Origin of the sequence: Rubrivivax sp. A210, assembly GCF_904426505.1 — a bacterium.
In the GTDB taxonomy this organism is placed as follows: Bacteria; Pseudomonadota; Gammaproteobacteria; order Burkholderiales; family Burkholderiaceae_C; genus Rubrivivax.
This window is the reverse complement of sequence record NZ_CAJGBN010000034.1, coordinates 39,255-57,328: the sequence shown is the minus strand read 5'-3', so window position 1 is coordinate 57,328 and position 18,074 is coordinate 39,255. Positions and strand designations below refer to the sequence as shown.

The window sequence follows — 18,074 nt, the reverse complement described above, 5'->3', positions numbered from 1 at the left end:
AGGGTGCCCGGGGCGGGCGGGGAGCGATGGCAGAATAGTCCGCATTATTCGCCATATCCGGGTCTGCCCTTGTCGATGAATAAAGGCCTATTTCACAGCGCGATCGAAGAGCATCGCAGCCTGTTCGAAGGCCTGCACAAATTGCAGCCCGACGTCGAGCGCATCGCTGCGCGCCTTGCACAGACGCTGGCCGGCGGCGGCAAGCTGATGTTCTGCGGCAATGGCGGCTCGGCCGCCGACAGCCAGCACCTGGCCGCCGAGCTTACCGGGCGCCTGGTCGACGACCGGCGCCCGCTGGCCGGCCTGGCGCTGTCCACCGACAGCTCGGCACTCACCTGCATCGGCAACGACTACGGCTTCGACGCCATCTTCGAGCGTCAGGTGCGCGCGCTGGGCCGCGCCGGCGACAGCCTGGTGCTGATCTCGACCTCGGGCAACTCAGCCAATCTGTTGCGCGCGGCCACCGCGGCGCGCGAACTCGGCATCGCCACCCTCGGCCTGTTGGGGCGCGACGGCGGCCTCCTGCTGGCGTTGTGCGACGACGCCGTCGTCGTGCCCAGCAACACCACGGCGCGCATCCAGGAGGCGCACATCTTCATCGGCCACTGCTGGTGCGCGCTGGCCGAGCGCGCGCTGGGCCTGGCGCCGGCATGACGGCTGCCCCGCTGCCCAACGCCGCAGCCCTGGCTGGGAAGCGCGTACTGGTGGTCGGCGACGCCATGCTGGACCGCTACTGGTTCGGCAGCGTCGAGCGCATCTCGCCCGAGGCCCCGGTGCCGGTGGTGCGCGTCACGCGCGAGGAAGAACGCCTGGGCGGCGCCGCCAACGTGGCGATGAACGTCAAGGTGCTGGGCGCCGCCTGCACCCTGCTCACCGTGGTCGGCGACGACGCCCCCGGGCGGCGCCTGCGCGAGCTGCTCGAAAACCAGGGCGTCACCGCCGTGCTGGGCACCGATGGTCAGTTGCAGACGGTGGTCAAGCTGCGCGTCATCGGGCGCTCGCAGCAACTGCTGCGCATCGACTTCGAGAACGCGCCCGACCACGAGGTGCTGCAGGCCATGCTGGCCGACTACCAGCGCCTGCTGCCGGCGCACGATCTGGTGCTGCTGTCGGACTACGGCAAGGGCGGCCTGACCCATGTCGGCCAGATGATCGAGCTCGCCCGCGCCGCCGGGCTGCCGGTGTTGGTCGACCCCAAGGGCAGCGATTTCAGCCGCTATGCCGGCGCCACCGCCATCACCCCCAACCGCGCCGAACTGGCCCTGGTGGCCGGCGCCTGGGCCGGCGAGGCCGACCTGGTGCAGCGCGCCCAGGCCCTGCGCCAGCGCCTGGACCTGCAAGGCCTGCTGCTCACGCGCAGCGAGGAAGGCATCAGCCTCTTCGATGGCGCGGGCCATCTGCGCCTGCCGACCCAGGCGCGCGAGGTCTTCGACGTCACCGGCGCCGGCGACACCGTGATCGGCGTGTTGGCAGCGCTGATGGCCTGCGGCATGAGCCTGCGCGACGCCGCGGCCCAGGCCAACCGCGCCGCCGGCATCGTGGTCTCGCGCTTCGGCACCGCGGCCGTCACCCTGGCCGAACTTTCAGCCTGATGCAAGCCGATACCGGCGATCTGCTGCGCAAGCTGCTGCGGCGCGACGATGGCGCGGCGCTGGCGCGGCTGCCGCGTCCGCTGGTCTTCACCAACGGCGTCTTTGACATCCTGCACCGCGGCCATGTCAGCTACCTGGTGGCGGCGCGCGCGCTGGGCGCCAGCCTGGTGCTGGGCCTGAACAGCGATGCCTCGGCGCGCGGCCTGGGCAAGGGCGCAGGCCGGCCGCTCAATGGCGAACTCGACCGCGCCGCCGTGCTGGGCGCGCTGGAGGCGGTCGACGCGCTGGTGCTCTTCAACGAGCCGACGCCGGTGGCCCTGATCGCCGAGTTGCGCCCCGACCTCTACGTCAAGGGCGGCGACTACGACATCGAGACCCTGGCCGAGACCACCCTGGTGCGCAGCTGGGGCGGGCGCGCGCTCGCCCTGCCCTTCGTCAGCGGCTATTCCACGACGGCGATGGTGACGCGCATCCGTGCGCTGCAGACCGCAGAGGCCGGACGGTGAGGCGGACGAACGGCCTGCGCCCGGGCGCCTTCATCGACCGCGACGGTGTGCTCAACCGGGACCTGGGCTACGTGAGCCGCGCCGCCGATTTCCACTGGTTGCCCGGCGCCGTGGCGGCGCTGCGGCGACTGCAGCAGGCCGGCCTGGCGCTGGTGGTCGTCACCAATCAGTCGGGCATTGCGCGCGGCTTCTACACCGAGGCTGATTTCGACGACCTCACGGCGCACATGCGTGCCGAACTGGCACGCGAGGGCGTGCTGCTGGACGGCGTCTACGCCTGCCCCCACCTGCCGCAGGCCGTGGTGGCGGCCTATGCGCGCGAGTGCGACTGCCGCAAGCCGCGGCCGGGCCTGATCCTGCGCGCCGCGGCCGAACTCGGGATCGACCTCGCCGCCTCCTGCCTCTTCGGGGACAAGACCAGCGACATCGCCGCCGGCCGCGCCGCCGGCGTAGCCCGCTGCTGGCTGATTGCCGAATCCGAGGCCGCGGATGCGGGCGCCGACGGTGTGCGCGCCAGCCTGGACGAAGCGGTGGTGGCACTGCTGGAAGTGGCGCACCCGTGAACAAGCAGCCAGCCAGCGCACGCCCGCTGATCGTTCGCATCCGCAACTGGGTCGGCGATGTCGTGCTGGGCCTGCCGGCGCTGCGCCTGCTCGAGACCCATGGCTACGCGCCGCAGATCGTCGCCCGCGGCAAATGGGCGCCGGCGCTGCTGGCCGGCTACCCCTGGCCGGTGCATGTGCAGCCGGCCAAGGCGGCCGCCAAGATCGCCCAGCTGCGCGAGCTGCGCCGACACTGCCGCAGCTTGGACCCCGGCTTCGAGCGCCGCGAGAACGCGCTGCTGCTGCCGGTCTCGCTGTCGAGCGCGCTTGAGACGCGCCTGGCCGGCCTGCGCACCGTGGGTGTGGCCAAGGAAGGCCGCTCGCCGCTGCTGGCGCGCGCCCTGCCCTGGGCGCGCGAAGGCCACGAGCTCGAGCGCTACTGGGACGTGGCCTGCCGCTTTCTGCGCCTGCAGCAGGCGCCTCCGGCCGACATCGCGATGCAGGTGGCGCCCGACCGCGCCGCTGCCGCGGCCGGCTTGCTGGCGGCCCACGGCATAGCCGGCGGCTTCGTGATGATCTGCCCCTTTGCCGCCGGCCGTGCCGCCACCGCCGACAAGGCCGAGAAGAAATGGCCCGCCTTTGCCGACTTCGTGCGCCTGGCGGCAGCGCAGATGGAATTGCCGCTGGTGGTCTACCCCGGCCCAGGCGAACACGCCGCGGCACGCGAGCTGTACCCGACGGCGCGCATGATCGAGGGCTCCGACCTCGCGGTCTACCTGGCCCTGCTGCAGCGCGCCGCGCTGGTGGTGGCCAACGACACCGGCCCGGCCCACATGGCCGCGGCGCTGGGCCGCAAAGTGATCAGCGTGCTCGGCCCCACCGAGGCGGCGCGATGGGCACCCTGGGGATCCGGCGTAACGGTGCTGCAAAGGCCGCAGAGCCCCGGCACGCCGGTGGCCTGGCCCAGCGCCGACGAAGGCCTGGCGCTGGCGCAAAGCCTGCTCGGCCGCAACGGCTGAGCGGCCCACCCCCCGCCCGGGGGCCCTCCTCGAGCCGCCCCGCGGAGGGAGTGTGCCGCGCCGCCGCTCTGCCCAGAATTTGCCCAGCCCGATCAAGCCGGCACCGTCGGCGAAAGGGCCCTACCGCAACCTTCTGGAGACCCGCACCATGAGCACTTCCTTCTTCACCATCTTCCGCCGCGGCCTCGTCGCCGCCCTGCTGGCCTTCGGCGCCCTCGCCGCCCAGGCCGCCGCCGATGCCAACCAGGCCACGCGCGCCGAACTGGAAACGGTCAAGGGCATAGGCCCGGGCCTGTCGGCCAAGATCATCGAGGCGCGCAAGACCGGCGCGTTCAAGAACTGGGCCGATCTGGTCGAGCGCGTCGGCGGCATCGGCCCCGGCAACGCCGCCAAGTTTTCGCAGGCCGGCCTCACCGTCGCGGGTGCGCCCTACGACGGCAAGGCGGCGGCCGAGGGCGCCGCCAAGACGGGCAAGTCCGAAAAGGCGGGCGCCAAGCCTGCGGCGAAGAAGCCCGACGCCTGAGCCACCGCGTGGGCGCCCATCAAGGAAGCTGGATGTCGGGCGCGGCGCGGTCCCAGCCGAAGAACTGCAGCACCTCGTCGCGCCGCGCCCGTGTGTCGGCCTCGCCCAGCGCGACGAGGGCGCGCGTGAACGGCGCCTCGAACAGCAGGTAGCTGGCCAGCGCGGCACCGCTGGCCTGCTCGCCCTGGCCGCCGACGCCCACGCCGCGCAGCAGTGCACGCACCGGCGCCGGCAGGTCGCCCAGGTGGCGGGCGGCGATGTCGTCCAGGCGCTGCGTGGGCGCGATCACCAGGGCCTCGAGCGGACGCCATTCCGATTCGGCGATCACCGGCTCGGGCAGCAGCGCCAGCGTGCGGTTGATGCGCCGCATGCGCTCGATGTCCACCGCCAGCGCATCGAGGAAGATGCTCGACATCGCGTGGCCGGCGATCTGGGCCAGGCTGGGATGGCCGTGCGTGGCCACGGCGCGACCTCCCGGCTCCTGCATGCGGCCGGCGCCGATGATGAGCAGGCGCTCGGCGCCCAGGTGTACGGCCGGCGACAGCGGCGCGGTCTGGCGCATCGAGCCGTCGCCGAACCAGGCCGAGTGGCCGCCGGCGTCCATCAGCCGGGCCGGAAACACGAAGGGGATGGCCGACGAAGCCAGCAGGTGCGCCTGCGTCAGCCGCGTGCGCACGGCGCGGCGCTGCGAGCGCTGCCAGGGTTCGAGCGCCGGGCCGCTGTCGTAGAAGGTGTAGTGCTCGCCGCTGGTGTAGCTCGAGGCCGTCACGGCCACCGCGTGCAGATGGCCCTGGGCCAGCATCAGCGGCAGGCGCTCCACCGGCACCAGGCGTTGCAACAGCCGCGCCAACGGCGCGTTGTCGAGCAGCGATTGCGGCCGGGCGCGGCGCCAGCGCGCGATGGCCCAGCCCACCGAGAGCATGGTGAGCCAGCGCGCGCCTGAGCGGATCACACCCAGCGAATCGGCGCGGTAGACCTGCTCGGCGCTGAAGTTCTGCCAGACCTTGGCGATGAGCTCGACCGTGGCTTCGAAGCGGTCGGCATTGGCGGCCAGGGCCAGCGCGTTGATGGCGCCGGCCGAAGTGCCGACGATGATGCCGAAGGGGTTGCGCAGCCGCGCCCGCGGCCCCAGCGCCTCACGCCGCAGATGGGCCAGCGCGCGCAGCACGCCCACCTGGTAGGCGGCGCGCGCACCACCGCCGCTGAGCACCAGGGCGGTGAGAGGCGTCTCGTGCATGCCCCGACTCTAAGGCCGGGGCGGCGGCGGGGTCAGTCGTGTTTACCGTGGCCCTTGCCGTGGCCGCGGCGGTCGTCGCGGTCATCGCGGCGGTCATCGCGGCGGTCATCGCGGCGGTCATCGCGGCGGTCATCCCTGCGATCGTCACGGTAGTCGCGGCGGTCATCGCGGCGATGCACATGGCGGTCGTACCACTGGTGCTGCACAAAGTACACCGGCACGCCGCAGGCGTCGTAATCGCGGCAATGGCGGCCCCAGTTCTTGCGGTGGCCCTGCGGCACGTACAGGTAGACCGGCTCCTGGTGCCGCACCACCGCCGGGCGCTGGATGATCACCGGCTGGGCCACCACCACCTGCGGCTGCGGGAACTGGCCGATGTCGATGCGGCCGTAGACGCCGGGCTGGTTGATCTGCACCGAGACGCCGACTTCGGCGGCCAGGGCGGGCATGGCGGCAGCGGCCAGCAGGACGGCGGCGCCGAGATTCTTCAGGGTGTGCTTCATGGAGGCTCCGTTCTTCTTCATCCTCGATTGAACGCGCGAAAGCGAGCCCAGGATGGCACAGGCAACAAAGACTTTCATTCGTAGATGATTTGCGCAACCCCGCCGGGGCCTGCGATGCTGCGCCAGCGACCCAGCGCCTCGTCGCAGGGCCAGAAGCGGGCCTCGTCGCCCAGTTCCAGCTCGGCGGTGGCGCCGGGCCGGCGCAGGCGCAGGCGCACTGGCAGGCCCTGCACCAGTTCGCCCTCCTCGCTCTCGACGCGGCGTGCCGGCCACAGCTTGAGCACATCGGCCACCGGCGGCGTGGCGCCATGGCTGTGGTCCACTGCCAGGTATCTGCCGAAGCGGGCGCGCGCCGCCGCCAGATCCCAGATCTGGGCCACGTTCAGGCGCAGGCCGCCGCTGAAGCGGTCGGGCTGCAGCCGGCCCTGGGCGAAGACGAGGGCGTCCTCCTGCATCAGCTCGCGCTGGCTCTCGAAGATGTCCTCGTTGGCCACCGCCTCGATGGCTTCGCTGCCGTCGTCGATCTGGAAGATGACGACGCGGCCGCGCTGGCCGCTGACGGTGCGCGCGCCGGTCACGATGCCGGCCAGCAGTTGCGGCTCGCGGCTGTCCACCAGGTCGGCCAGCGGCTGGCGCGCGATGCGCCGCACCTCGTCGCGCCAGGCATCGAACAGATGGCCCGAGAGGTAGAAGCCCAGCGCCGTCTTCTCCTGCACCAGGCGCTCGCGCACGTCCCAGGGCGGCACATGCACCAGGGCCGGTTCCTGGCTGCTGCTGCCGTGGGCATCGCCACCGCCATCATCGCCCTGGCCGAAATCGAACAGCCCCACCTGCAGCGCATTGGCCTGCTGGGTCTCGGCCCAGTCGAAGGCCAGGCCCACGCTGGCCAGCAAGGCGGCGCGGTCGGGATGCAGGGTGTCGAAGGCGCCGGCCTTGACCAGGGCCTCGACGGCGCGCTTGTTGACGGCCTTGCGGTCGACGCGGGCACAGAAGTCGAACAGGCTGCGGAAGGGCCCGCCGCCCTCGCCCTCGTGACTGCCGCGGCCCTCGCGCGCCGCGACGATGGCCTCGATGGCGCTCTGGCCCGTGCCCTTCACGGCGCCCAGGCCATAGCGAACAGTCTTGCCATCGATGGGCTCGAAGCGGTGGGTGCCGTGGTTGATGTCGGGCGGCAGGAAGGCGATGCCGAAGGTCTTGGCGTCAGCCAGCAGCACCTTGAGCTTGTCGGTGTTGTCGGCTTCAATCGTCATGTTGGCGGCAAAGAACTCCGCCGTGCAGTGCACCTTGATCCAGGCCGTGTGGTAGGCCAGCAGCGAATAGGCGGCGGCATGGCTCTTGTTGAAGCCGTAGCCGGCGAACTTCTCCATCAGGTCGAAGACCTCGTCGGCCTTCTCGGCCGCGATGCCCTTGGCCGCCGCGCCCTCGCGGAAGATGGCGCGCTGCTGCGCCATCTCCTCGGCCTTCTTCTTGCCCATGGCGCGGCGCAGCAGGTCGGCGCCGCCCAGGCTGTAGCCGCCCAGCACCTGGGCCGACTGCATCACCTGCTCCTGGTAGACGAAGATGCCATAGGTCTCTTCCAGCACCGGCGCCAGCAGCGGGTGCGGGTAGACGATGTCTTCCTTGCCGTTCTTGCGCGCGCAGAAGCTGGGGATGTTCTCCATCGGCCCCGGCCGGAACATGGCGTTGAGCGCGATCAGGTCTTCCAGCCGCGTCGGCCGCGCCTCGCGCAGCATGCCCTGCATGCCGCGGCTTTCAAACTGGAACACGGCCTCGGTGCGGCCATCGCTGAAGAGCTTGTAGACGCGGGCGTCGTCGAGCGGCAGGTTCTCGTAGGCGAAGTTCTCGCGCCCCGGGCGGCGGGCGCGGATGTAGTCCTTGGCCAGTTCCAGGATGGTCAGCGTGGCCAGGCCCAGGAAGTCGAACTTGACCAGGCCTATGGCCTCGACATCGTCCTTGTCGTACTGGCTCACCGCGCTGTCGCTGCCGGGCTGCTGGTAGAGCGGGCAGAAGTCGGTGATCTTGCCCGGCGCGATGAGCACGCCGCCGGCATGCATGCCGACGTTGCGCACCAGGCCCTCGAGCCGCATCGCCAGCGTCAGCAGTTCGGCCACCTCTTCCTCGGCGGCCTCGCGCTGCTCGAGCTCGGGCACTTCCTTGCGCACGTAGATCAGGCCCGGATCCGGATCTTCCGGCACCTTGGCCAGCGTGTAGGTCTTGCCGGGCAGGCCGGGCACCAGCTTGGCGACGCTGTCGACATGGCCATAGCCCATGCCCAGCACGCGGCCCACGTCACGCAGCGCCGCCTTGCTGGCCATGGTGCCGAAGGTGGCGATCTGGCTCACCGCCTCGCGGCCGTACTTGTCCTTGACGTACTCGATGACGCGGTCGCGGTTGCCCTGGCAGAAGTCGATGTCGAAGTCGGGCATCGACACCCGCTCGGGGTTGAGGAAGCGCTCGAACAGCAGCTTGTAGTACAGCGGGTCGAGGTCGGTGATGAAGAGCGCATAGGCCACCAGCGAGCCCGCGCCCGAGCCCCGGCCCGGCCCCACCGGGCAGCCGTTTTCCTTGGCCCAGACGATGAAGTCCGAGACGATGAGGAAGTAGCCCGGGAAGCCCATCTTGACGATGGTGTTCAGCTCGAACTCCAGCCGCTCGACATAGCGCGGGCGCTCGGCCTCGCGCTTGGCCGCATCGGGGAAGAGCGCGGCCAGGCGACGCTCCAGCCCCTCGTGCGAGGCCTGGCGAAAATAGGCGTCGATGGGAATGCGGACCCCGTCGACAAGCGGCGTCGGGAAGTCCGGCAGCTGCGGCTTGCCCAGCACCAGGCGCAGATTGCAGCGGCGCGCGATCTCCACCGCATTGGCCAGCGCCGAGGGCACATCGGCGAACAGCGCCGCCATCTGAGCCTGGGTCTTGAAGTGCTGTTCGGGCGTGAACTTCTTGCTGCGCCGCGGGTTGGCCAGGGTCTCGCCCTCGGCGATGCAGACGCGCGCCTCGTGGGCCTCGAAATCGTCGCGCTCGAGAAACTGGACGGGATGCGTCGCCACCACCGGCAGGCCCAACCTGGCAGCCAACGCCACAGCGGCACGCACATGGGCCTCGTTGCCGGGCTGGCCGGCGCGCTGCAGCTCCAGGTAGAAGCGGCCCGGAAACAGCGCCGCCAGCCGCTGCGCCTGGGCCTGCGCGCGCTCGGCGTCGCCAGCCAGCAGGGCCATCCCCACCGCGCCCAGGTCAGCACCCGAGAGCGCGATGAGGCCGCCGCCCAGCTCGTCCAGCCACTCCCACTTGACCCAGGCCTGGGCGCGCTGGGCATTGCCCACCCAGGCCCGCGCCAGCAGCTCGTTGAGGTTGAGATAGCCCTGGCTGCTCTGCACCAGCACCAGCAGGCGGCTGGCCTGGCGCTCGGCGCCGGCAGCACCGGCCGCGGGCTCCATCAGCAGGTCGACCGCGATCAGTGGCTTGACACCGGCGCCGCGGCAGGCCTTGTAGAACTTGACGGCGCCGAAGAGGTTGTTGAGATCGCTGATGGCCAGCGCCGGCTGGCCGTCGGCACGCGCCGCCTTCACGGCGTCATCGATGCGCAGGGAGCCGTCGACGACGGAGTATTCGGTGTGGGTACGCAGGTGGACAAAGCTCATCGTTCCATTATCGAGCGCTGCCTACAATGCCTTGCATGGGTGAACGCCTGCTGCGCCTGGTGGGCGTGTTGATGATGGTGGGCGCCGCGATGCTGGCGCTTTCGCAGGCACCCGATCTGCCTGTACACGGCCTCGTCACACGCTGGGGCCTGCCGCCGTCGGACTTCATCGATCTGCGCGGCCAACTCGTCCACCTGCGCGACGAAGGCCCGCGCGAAGACCCGTTGCCCCTGGTGCTGCTGCACGGCACGGCCGACAGCCTGCACACCTGGGAAGGCTGGGTGCGCGCACTCAAGGGCCGGCGCCGCGTCATCCGCCTGGACCTGCCCGGCTTCGGCCTCACCGGGCCCTACACCGGCCAGTACGCCGCGGGAGACTACAGCGGCGACGCCTATGCGCGCTTTCTGGTCAACCTGCTTGACGCACTGAACATCCAGCGCGCGGTGCTGGTGGGCCATTCGCTGGGCGGCGAGGTTGCCTGGCGCACCGCTCTTTTCGCGCCGCAACGCGTGGCCGCCCTGGTGCTGGTCGACGCCTCCGGCCTGGCCGGCGATCATGAACCCGCGGGCCTGAAGCTGGCGCGCCTGCCGGTGCTGGGCCATGCGCTCGAATGGATACTGCCTCGCGGCCTGGTCGAGGCCAGCCTGGCCGAGGCCTATGGCGACCCGGCCAAGGTGACACCGGAATTGGTGGAGCGCTATTTCCAGCTGACGCTGCGCGACGGCAACCGCGGCGCCCTGATCCGGCGCCTGCGCGCCGCCGCGCCGGGCGCCGACGCCGAACGCCTGCCGACGCTGAAGCAGCCCACCCTCATCCTCTGGGGCGAGCGTGACCGCCTGATCCCACCCGCCGTGGGGCGGCAATTCCAGGAACGCATCGCTGGCAGCCACCTGGTCGTGCTCGACGGCCTCGGCCACCTGCCGCAGCAGGAAGACCCAGCCGCCAGCGTGAAGCCGCTGCAGGACTTCCTGGCCGCCGCGGCTATCGCACCCGCAGCCGCGGCGTCGGCGCCGCCCTGACCTCGCCCACCACCGCAGCGCGTGCAAAGCCGTGGCGCTGGAAGATGTCCATCACCGCGCCCAGGCTCTGCGGCGCGCAGGAGACGAGCAGGCCGCCGCTGGTCTGGGGGTCGCACAGCAGCGCGGTATCGACATCGGCAAAGCCTTCGGGCAACACCACGTCGGCGTGGTAGCCGGCCCAGTTGCGGCCCGAGGCGCCGGTGACCAGTCCTTGGGCGGCCAGATCGCGCACGCCCTCGTGCAGCGGCACGCTCGCCCAGTCGATCACCACCTCGTGGCGCGAGCCGCGCGCCAGTTCCAGCGCGTGGCCGGCGAGGCCGAAGCCGGTGACATCGGTGAGCGCATGCACGCCGGGCAGTTCGGCCAGGTCGGGGCCGGCCGTGTTGAGCTGGGTCGTGCTGGCGATCATCAAGTCGTAGCCTGCGGCGTCGAGCCGGCCCTTCTTGAGCGCCGCCGACATCACGCCCACGCCCAGCGGCTTGCCCAGCACCAGCACATCGCCGGCACGCGCATCGGCATTGCGCTTGACGCGGCTGGGGTGAACCAGGCCCAGCGCGACGAGGCCGTAGATGGGCTCCACCGAATCGATGGTGTGGCCGCCGGCGATGGGAATGCCGGCGGCGCGGCAGACCGAGGCGCCGCCTTCGAGGATGCGGCCAATGGTGGCGGTGGACAGCACGTTGATGGGCATGCCCACCAGCGCCAGCGCCAGGATGGGCCGCCCGCCCATGGCATAGACATCGCTGATGGCATTGGTGGCGGCGATGCGGCCGAAATCATGCGGGTCATCGACGATGGGCATGAAGAAATCGGTGGTTGCAATCAACGCCTGTTCGTCGTTGAGGCGGTAGACGGCGGCATCGTCGCTGGTCTCGATGCCGACCAGCAACTCGGCCGGCACCGGCAGCGCCACCGTGCCCTTGAGAATTTCGCTCAGCACGCCGGGGGCGATCTTGCAGCCGCAGCCGCCACCGTGGGACAGCGAGGTCAATCGGGGTTCGACAGCGGGGCAGGCGGGCGCATTCATCGGGGGTCTCCAGCTGGGAAATCGGGATGCAGCAGTTCGGCCACCAGGCCGCGCAGCACCTGCCGCTCGCGCTCGGGCGCGAACAGCGGCGCGCGCCGGGCGCAATGCCGCTGCAGGGCCGGCAGCATAGTCGCATCGTCGCGGGCGCGACGCAGCAGGGCCGCCAGCTCGGCAGCGTCGCCAGGTTCGAAGACGCCGGGGTAGCCGGCCCCCAGCAGGCCCAGATTACCGTCTATGCGCGAGGCCAGCACCGGCGTGCCGCTGCGCACCGCCTCGATCACGACATGGGCGCCGCCCTCGAGCAGGCTGGGGTGGACCAGCAGGTGGGCGGCCCGGATGCGACGGCGCGTGGCGGCATGGGTCAAGGCGCCAAGCCAGCGGTAGCCGGGCTGCGCGGCCATCAGCGCCTGGGCCTGAAGCGCCCACTCGCCTTCAAGCGCGCCGCCGATGTGGTCGAGGCGGATGTCGGGACGGTCGGCCAGCAGGCGGGCGGCCTCGAAATAGGTGGCGGGCGACTTCACCGCGCGCAGGTGGCCGACCATCAACGCGCGCAGATGGCGCCCGGTCTTGGGTCTGGGCCCCGCCGCCAGGGCCGGCGCCGACTGCAGGCAGACGCGGGCCTTGGCGCGCAGCGCCTCGGGCAGGGCCTGCGGCGCGCATTCGTTGAGCAGCACCAGGCGGTCGGCCAGCGCCAGCGACTGCCGCGCCTGGTCGTCGACCAGGATGTCCTGGTACAGATCGGTGCCGGTCAGCACCAGCAGCAGCGGACGCGCCGCATGGGCCGGATCGGCCTCTCGCCAGGCCCGCATTGACGCCGCCGAGCGCCGCGCATGCAGCGCGATCATCAGCGCCTCGTCGCCGCCCTCCCAGTGCTCGGTGAGTGCCACCCGATAATCGGCCGCCAGCATGCGCGCCCAGCGCTGCGCCGTCTGCCAGTTGCCATTGTTGGCGCCGCGCAGGGCGGGAGTGACGATGACCAGGCGTGGGCGCGACATCACGAAAGGGTAAGGCCTATGAACGCAGAGGGCCGCATGATGCGCGGTGCCGGCCGCCAGGCGCTGGCCCAGGCGCTGCGCGACAGCCGCCGCGACACGCTGGCCGCCTTTGCCGTCTTCGAGCAGGCCCTGCACGCCGGCCTGACCGTGGCGTGTACGCCCGAGCTGAACCCACCGCTGTGGGAGCTGGGCCATGTCGGCTGGTTCCAGAGCTGGTTCGTGGCCCGCAACAGCCAGCGCGAGCGCGGCCCTGCAGCCGAAGCCCAGGCCGCGCGCAGGCCTGCGGCGCGTGCCGGGGCCGACGATCTCTACAACTCCAGCCTCGTGCCCCACGGCAGCCGCTGGCAGCTGCCCCTGCCGGATGCCGACGCCACCCGCGCCGACCTGTCCAGCGGCCTGGACGAGACGCTGGACCTCCTGGACGAGGCCGAGGACGACAGCGACAGCGGCCTCTACTTCCACCGCCTGGCGCTGTTCCACGAGGACATGCACGGCGAGGCCGCGGTCTACATGGCGCAGACCCTGGCCATCGACCACCCGCTGGCCGCCGCCGGCCCGCCGCCGCAGGCCCAGGCGCAGCGCGAACTCCACTTCGACGCCGGCCCCGGGTGGCTGGGCAGCCGCGAACCCGGCTTCGCCTTCGACAACGAGCTCGGCGCGCACGAGGTGGCCTTGCCGGCCTGCCGCATCGACAGCCGCGCCGTCTGCTGGGGCGAGTTCCTGCCCTTCGTCGAGGCCGGCGGCTATGCCGATGCGCGCTGGTGGCCCGGCGCGGCCGGCCGCTGGCGCGCGGCCCAGGCTGCGGGCTCACCGCGCCATCTGCGCCGTGAAGGCGGCGCCTGGCAGCAGCGGCGCGGCAGCCGCTGGCAGGCACTGGACCCGGCGGCGCCGGCCTGCCACCTGACGGCCTTCGAGGCCGAGGCCTGGTGTAGCTGGGCCGGGCGCCGCCTGCCGACCGAGGCCGAATGGGAGCGCGCCGCCGCGCAGGGCGGCGCCGCCTTCGCCTGGGGCGCCGTCTGGGAATGGACGGCCAGCCCCTTTGCGCCCTACCCAGGCTTCCGCCCCCATCCCTACGCCGACTATTCGGCGCCCTGGTTCGGCAGCCGCCGCGTGCTGCGCGGCGCCAGCTTCGCCACCCAGCCGCGCCTGCGCCACGCCTGTTACCGCAACTTCTTTCCGCCCGAGCGCAACGACATCTACGCCGGCTTTCGCAGCTGCGCGCGCTAGTTCAGGCTTCGGCCAGCATGACGGCAAACCAGTCGCGCTCGTCGGTCCAGCTGTGGACGCGGGCAAAGCCGGCCTCGCGCAGCAGGGCCTCAAAGTCGGCCCGCGCCCACTTGAACGAGTCCTCGGTATGGACGGCCTCGCCGGCGGCGAAGTCACGGCGGCCCCCGGGCCAGCTCACCGTGAGCGCTTCACGCGCATGCAGATGCATCTCGATGCACGCGCGTTGGACGTTGAAGAACGCACGATGGCGCCATTGCCGCAGCGCGAAGTCGGCACCCAGCAGGCGGTTCAAGTGGCGCAGCAGGTTGAGGTTGAAGGCCGCGGTGACGCCCAGGGCGTCGTCGTAGGCGGCTTCCAGCACCGCCACTGGCTTGAGCAGGTCCACACCGATCAGCAGCGCACCGCCGCTGGCCAGGGCACGGGCCTCGCGCAGCAGGCGCAGGGCCTCGGCGGGGGCGAAGTTGCCGATGCTCGAACCGGGGTAGAAGACCAGCGCCGGGCCGTCCAGCAGGCCCTCGGGCAGGGCCAGGCGGGCCGAGAAATCGAGGCCGACGCCGATGATCTCGAGCGCCGGATGGCGCAGCTGCAGCGCCTGCAACGCCGCGCCCAGGAAGGCGGCCGAGATGTCGACGGCGAGGTAGCGCGCCGGCTGCAGCAGCGGAAACAGGCGCGCCGCCTTGGCGCCATCGCCGGCGCCCAGGTCCACCAGCGTGGCCCCGCTGCCCAGCCGCGAGCGCGCCGCGGCGGCAATGGCCGCGCCATGGTGGGCCAGGATGGCAGCCTCGGTGCGCGTGGGGTAGTACTCGTCGAGTTCGGTGATGGCGTCGAACAGGCACGAGCCCAGCGCGTCGTAGAAGAACTTGGGCGAGACCCTTGCCGGCACCTGCAGCAGGCCGGCTTTGGCCTCGTCCCCCAGCGATGCGGCATCATGCTGGTGCAAACGGATCAAACGCGGCTCGCGCATGCAGGCCTGCCTGTCTATCGGGTGGGGCCGGCAATGTAGCAGCCCGGCACATCCTGAAGCCAGGGATGGGCCGACCCATCCCATTTGAGGATGGCCGCCGCTGCACCGCACTGGCAACATGTTCAGAATCACCGCCTTTGGAGACCGCATGATCCCGCAGGCCCGCAAAGAGATTGCGCTCTCGACCCAGCTCGGACCCAAGCTGCTGTTCGCCGCCATGCGCGCGACCGAGGAACTGGGCCGCCTCTACGAGTTCGAGGTCGACGCCCTGTCCACCTCCAACGGACTGGACGCGCTCGACCTGCTGGGCACGCCAGCCAGCGTGGCACTGCTGCAGGGCGACGGCAGCCAGCGCCAGTTCCACGGCATCGTCAGCGAGATGGGCCCCGAAGGCGCGGCCACCGAGCAGTGGTTCCGCTATCGCCTGGTGCTGCGCCCGGCACTGTGGCTGCTGACGCGGCGCGCCGATACGCGCATCTTCCAGTCGCTCGCGGTGCCCGATATCCTCAAGCAGGTCTTCGAGCCCTTTCACCTCGAGGTCGACTTCAAGCTCCAGGGCAGTTATGCGCCGCGCGAATACTGCGTGCAGTACCGCGAGAGCGACTTCAACTTTGCCAGCCGGTTGATGGAAGACGAAGGCATCTACTACTTCTTCCGGCACGAGAAGAACCGCCATGTGATGGTGCTGGTCGACGCCGCCGGCAGCCATTCCGTGTGCCCGGGGCAGGCCAAGTACCGCTACACCGAGACCTTGGCGCGCCAGGACACGCTGGACACCATCACGCAATGGAAGGCACGCCGGCGCATCGAAACCGGCCAGGTCACGCTGACCGACTACGACTGGGTCAAGCCCACGACCTCGCTGCTGAAATCGGCCAAGGCCGACGGCAAGGATCGCCCGGGCTCGCTCGAGGTCTACGACCAGCCCTTCCACTACACCGAGGCCGGCGAAGGAGAGCGCTATGCCGGCCTGCGCCTGCAGGAACAAGGCGCACGAGGCCGCCAGGTGGGCGGCGGCGGCGAGCTGCGTTCGCTGGCCGTGGGCCACCGCTTCACGCTGGCCGAGCACCCGCAGCCGGCCGAGAACGGTGAGTACCTCATCACCGGCACGCAGTACACGATGACGCTGGGTGGCTATGCCGCAGCCGACGGCGACACCCGGGTCGAATGCCGCTTCACCGCCATCCCCTCCAAGCAGCCCTGGCGCAGCGAGCGCACGGCGGCGCGCACGCGCGTTCCGGGCCCGCAGACGGCGCGCGTGGTCGGGCCCGCCGGCGAGGAGATCTACACCGACAAGTACGGCCGCGTAAAGGTTCACTTCACCTGGGACCGCCTGGGCAAGGCCGACCAGAACAGCTCCTGCTTCGTGCGCGTGGCCTCGCCCTGGGCCGGCGCCAACCGCGGCTGGGTTTCGGTGCCGCGCATCGGCGACGAGGTCATCGTCGACTTCATCGAGGGCGACCCCGACCGACCGCTCATCACCGGCAGCGTCTACAACGCCACCCACATGCCGCCCTGGGAACTGCCGGCCAACATGACGCAATCAGGCCTGCTGACGCGCTCGTCCAAGGGCGGCAGCTATGCCCAGTCCAACGCGTTGCGCTTCGAGGACAAGAAGGGCGCCGAGCAGGTCTGGTTGCACGCCGAGAAGAACCAGGACATCGAGGTCGAGAACGACGAGACCCACTGGGTCGGCCATGACCGCAGCAAGACGGTGGATCACGACGAGACCACCCACGTCAAGCACGACCGCACCGAGACCGTGGACAACAACGAGTCCATCACCATCGGCGCCAACCGCACCGAAAGCGTGGCCAAGAACGAAGACATCACCATTGGCGACAACCGCAGCGAGAGCGTCGGCAAGAACGAGAGCATCAGCATCGGCAAGAACCGCGACGAGACCGTGGGCGACAACGAGAACGTCAATGTCGGCAAGAACCGAGAGCACAGCATCGGCAAGGAAGAGAAGCTCACGGTGGGCGACAACCGCAGCACCCAGGTGGGCAAGGACGACAAGCTGCAGGTCGGCAAGAAGTGGGTGGTGCAGGCCGGCGACGAGATCTCCTTCGTCACCGGCAGCGCCAGCATCACGATGAAAAAGGACGGCACGATCCAGATCAAGGGCAAGGACATCACCATCAGCGGTAGCGGAAAGATCGGCATCAAGGCCAGCAGCGACGTGGTGATCAAGGGCAGCAAGATCGCCGAAAACTGATCCCATGCTGCAGGTCGACAACCGCACCCCCTTCAAGGCCGCGCTGGCGGTGTTCGCCGATCCGCGCGGCGTCGAGACCGCCTATCTGGCCGTCAAGGCCGCCTTCGACATCGCCCCCGAGGGCCTGCGCCCGACCGCGCGCCCGGTGCCGCTGCTGCCCGGCGACGTTTACTGGGGCGACCCTGCCACCACCGGCCTGCGCGCCGCCGGCGAGCTGACGTTGTGCAAGCCCTCCACCGACATCGTGGTGCTGGGCCACGCCATTGCGCCCCAGGCCGGGCAGCGCGCCATGCAGGCCAGCCTGCGCCTGGGCCCGGTGGCAAGCACGCTGCGGGTCTGGGGCCTGCGCCGCTGGCAGCGCCGCGGCCTCGGCCAATGGAAGCCCTCGGAACCCGAGCCCTTCGAGCGCGTGCCGCTGCGATGGGAGCTTGCCTTCGGCGGCTTCGAGCGCGTGCCCGAGGGCGGCGAAGCCAAGGAATTCGAGGTGCGCAATCCGGTCGGCCGCGGCTTCATCGGCCGCCGCGAAAGTGGCTTCGAAGACCGCCCCCTGCCCCAGATCGAACACCCCGAAGACCTCCTCGAAGACCCGGGCCAGCGCTGCGCGCCGGTGGGCTGGGCGCCCATCGCACCGGCCTGGGCACCGCGCCGCCACTACGCCGGCACCTATGACGAGGCCTGGCAGAAGACGCGCTCGCCCTTCCTGCCCAAGGATTTCGACCCGCGCCACCTGCAGACCGCCCCCCCTGCCCTGGTGTCCCCTTCCCCGCTGCAAGGCGGCGAGCCGGTGCAGTTGCTCGGCTGCCAGCCCGCCGGCCGGACCCTCGCCTTCGAGCTGCCGCGCTGCACGTTGGGCGCGCTGTTCCGTTTCCGCGGCGGCGAGCACGAGGTCGAACCACGGCTGGACAGCGTCATCCTCGAGCCCGACGCGATGCGCGTGCAGATGATCTGGCGTGCCGGCTTCGCGGTCGACAAGCATCTGCTCAAGCTGGCCGAGGTGCGCGTCGACTGCGACGAGTACCCGCGCGACGAGTACCTGGGCACGCAGATGCGCAGGGTTGCCTGAG

The 18,074-nt window shown here is 70.8% G+C and carries 16 protein-coding genes; 10 read left to right on the top strand and 6 right to left on the bottom strand.

Going from position 1 to position 18,074, the window contains the following annotated elements:
- The first annotated feature begins 75 nt into the window (after positions 1-75).
- The 6 genes from JMV16_RS16295 (at position 76) to JMV16_RS16270 (ending at position 4,182) form a co-directional block, all read left to right on the top strand.
- Positions 76-654 (top strand): SIS domain-containing protein, encoded by a 579-nt coding sequence (locus JMV16_RS16295; RefSeq protein WP_201495357.1) that lies wholly within the window; start codon positions 76-78, stop codon positions 652-654.
- Positions 651-1,592, top strand: a complete 942-nt coding sequence (gene rfaE1 / locus JMV16_RS16290) for a D-glycero-beta-D-manno-heptose-7-phosphate kinase (RefSeq protein ID WP_201495356.1) — start codon at positions 651-653, stop codon at positions 1,590-1,592. Before JMV16_RS16295 ends, rfaE1 begins: the two co-directional genes overlap by 4 nt.
- Positions 1,592-2,098, top strand: coding sequence for an adenylyltransferase/cytidyltransferase family protein (locus JMV16_RS16285; RefSeq protein WP_201495355.1), 507 nt, complete (start codon positions 1,592-1,594; stop codon positions 2,096-2,098). The genes rfaE1 and JMV16_RS16285 overlap by 1 nt, the downstream gene beginning before the upstream one ends.
- Complete coding sequence (locus tag JMV16_RS16280) at positions 2,095-2,661, top strand: D-glycero-alpha-D-manno-heptose-1,7-bisphosphate 7-phosphatase (RefSeq protein WP_236580553.1); 567 nt, start codon at positions 2,095-2,097, stop codon at positions 2,659-2,661. The genes JMV16_RS16285 and JMV16_RS16280 overlap by 4 nt, the downstream gene beginning before the upstream one ends.
- On the top strand, positions 2,658-3,659 hold the full coding sequence (locus tag JMV16_RS16275; RefSeq protein WP_201495354.1) for a glycosyltransferase family 9 protein: 1,002 nt from the start codon (positions 2,658-2,660) through the stop codon (positions 3,657-3,659). The genes JMV16_RS16280 and JMV16_RS16275 overlap by 4 nt, the downstream gene beginning before the upstream one ends.
- Positions 3,660-3,807: 148 nt before the next feature.
- On the top strand, positions 3,808-4,182 hold the full coding sequence (locus JMV16_RS16270; protein WP_201495353.1) for a ComEA family DNA-binding protein: 375 nt from the start codon (positions 3,808-3,810) through the stop codon (positions 4,180-4,182).
- Between the two features lie 19 nt (positions 4,183-4,201).
- Here the strand turns inward: JMV16_RS16270 and JMV16_RS16265 are convergent, their stop codons facing one another.
- The 3 genes from JMV16_RS16265 to dnaE all read right to left on the bottom strand — a co-directional run bounded on the left by JMV16_RS16265 (position 4,202) and on the right by dnaE (position 9,560).
- Positions 4,202-5,419, bottom strand: a complete 1,218-nt coding sequence (locus JMV16_RS16265; RefSeq protein WP_201495352.1) for a patatin-like phospholipase family protein — start codon at positions 5,417-5,419, stop codon at positions 4,202-4,204.
- 32 nt (positions 5,420-5,451) lie between these two features.
- Entirely contained in the window at positions 5,452-5,922 is a 471-nt protein-coding gene (locus tag JMV16_RS16260; protein ID WP_236580552.1) for a hypothetical protein, read from the bottom strand.
- Between the two features lie 74 nt (positions 5,923-5,996).
- Positions 5,997-9,560, bottom strand: a complete 3,564-nt coding sequence (gene dnaE, locus JMV16_RS16255; RefSeq protein WP_201495351.1) for a DNA polymerase III subunit alpha — start codon at positions 9,558-9,560, stop codon at positions 5,997-5,999.
- A 35-nt stretch (positions 9,561-9,595) separates the two neighbouring features.
- On the opposite strand from dnaE, the gene JMV16_RS16250 reads away from it, so the two are divergent.
- A complete protein-coding gene (locus tag JMV16_RS16250; RefSeq protein ID WP_201495350.1) occupies positions 9,596-10,579 on the top strand; it encodes an alpha/beta fold hydrolase in 984 nt (327 codons plus the stop codon).
- On the opposite strand, the gene selD is transcribed toward JMV16_RS16250, so the two are convergent.
- Both selD and senB read right to left on the bottom strand, forming a co-directional pair.
- Positions 10,542-11,606 (bottom strand): selenide, water dikinase SelD, encoded by a 1,065-nt coding sequence (selD, locus tag JMV16_RS16245; protein WP_201495349.1) that lies wholly within the window; start codon positions 11,604-11,606, stop codon positions 10,542-10,544. The two genes, JMV16_RS16250 and selD, sit on opposite strands and share 38 nt — an antisense overlap.
- On the bottom strand, positions 11,603-12,601 hold the full coding sequence (gene senB / locus JMV16_RS16240; protein ID WP_201495348.1) for a selenoneine biosynthesis selenosugar synthase SenB: 999 nt from the start codon (positions 12,599-12,601) through the stop codon (positions 11,603-11,605). The genes selD and senB overlap by 4 nt, the downstream gene beginning before the upstream one ends.
- 18 nt (positions 12,602-12,619) lie before the next feature.
- Here senB and senA point away from each other — a divergent pair, with 18 nt between their 5' ends.
- Positions 12,620-13,828, top strand: coding sequence for a selenoneine synthase SenA (senA, locus tag JMV16_RS16235; protein ID WP_201495347.1), 1,209 nt, complete (start codon positions 12,620-12,622; stop codon positions 13,826-13,828).
- Between the two features lies 1 nt (position 13,829).
- Here the strand turns inward: senA and egtD are convergent, their stop codons facing one another.
- Positions 13,830-14,792, bottom strand: coding sequence for an L-histidine N(alpha)-methyltransferase (gene egtD / locus JMV16_RS16230; protein WP_201495346.1), 963 nt, complete (start codon positions 14,790-14,792; stop codon positions 13,830-13,832).
- A 118-nt stretch (positions 14,793-14,910) separates the two neighbouring features.
- Between egtD and JMV16_RS16225 the strand changes: the two genes are divergently transcribed.
- Together JMV16_RS16225 and JMV16_RS16220 are read left to right on the top strand one after the other, a co-directional pair.
- Positions 14,911-17,010, top strand: coding sequence for a type VI secretion system Vgr family protein (locus tag JMV16_RS16225; RefSeq protein ID WP_236580551.1), 2,100 nt, complete (start codon positions 14,911-14,913; stop codon positions 17,008-17,010).
- Between the two features lie 4 nt (positions 17,011-17,014).
- Complete coding sequence (locus tag JMV16_RS16220) at positions 17,015-18,073, top strand: DUF2169 domain-containing protein (protein WP_201495345.1); 1,059 nt, start codon at positions 17,015-17,017, stop codon at positions 18,071-18,073.
- Position 18,074: the final 1 nt, after the last annotated feature.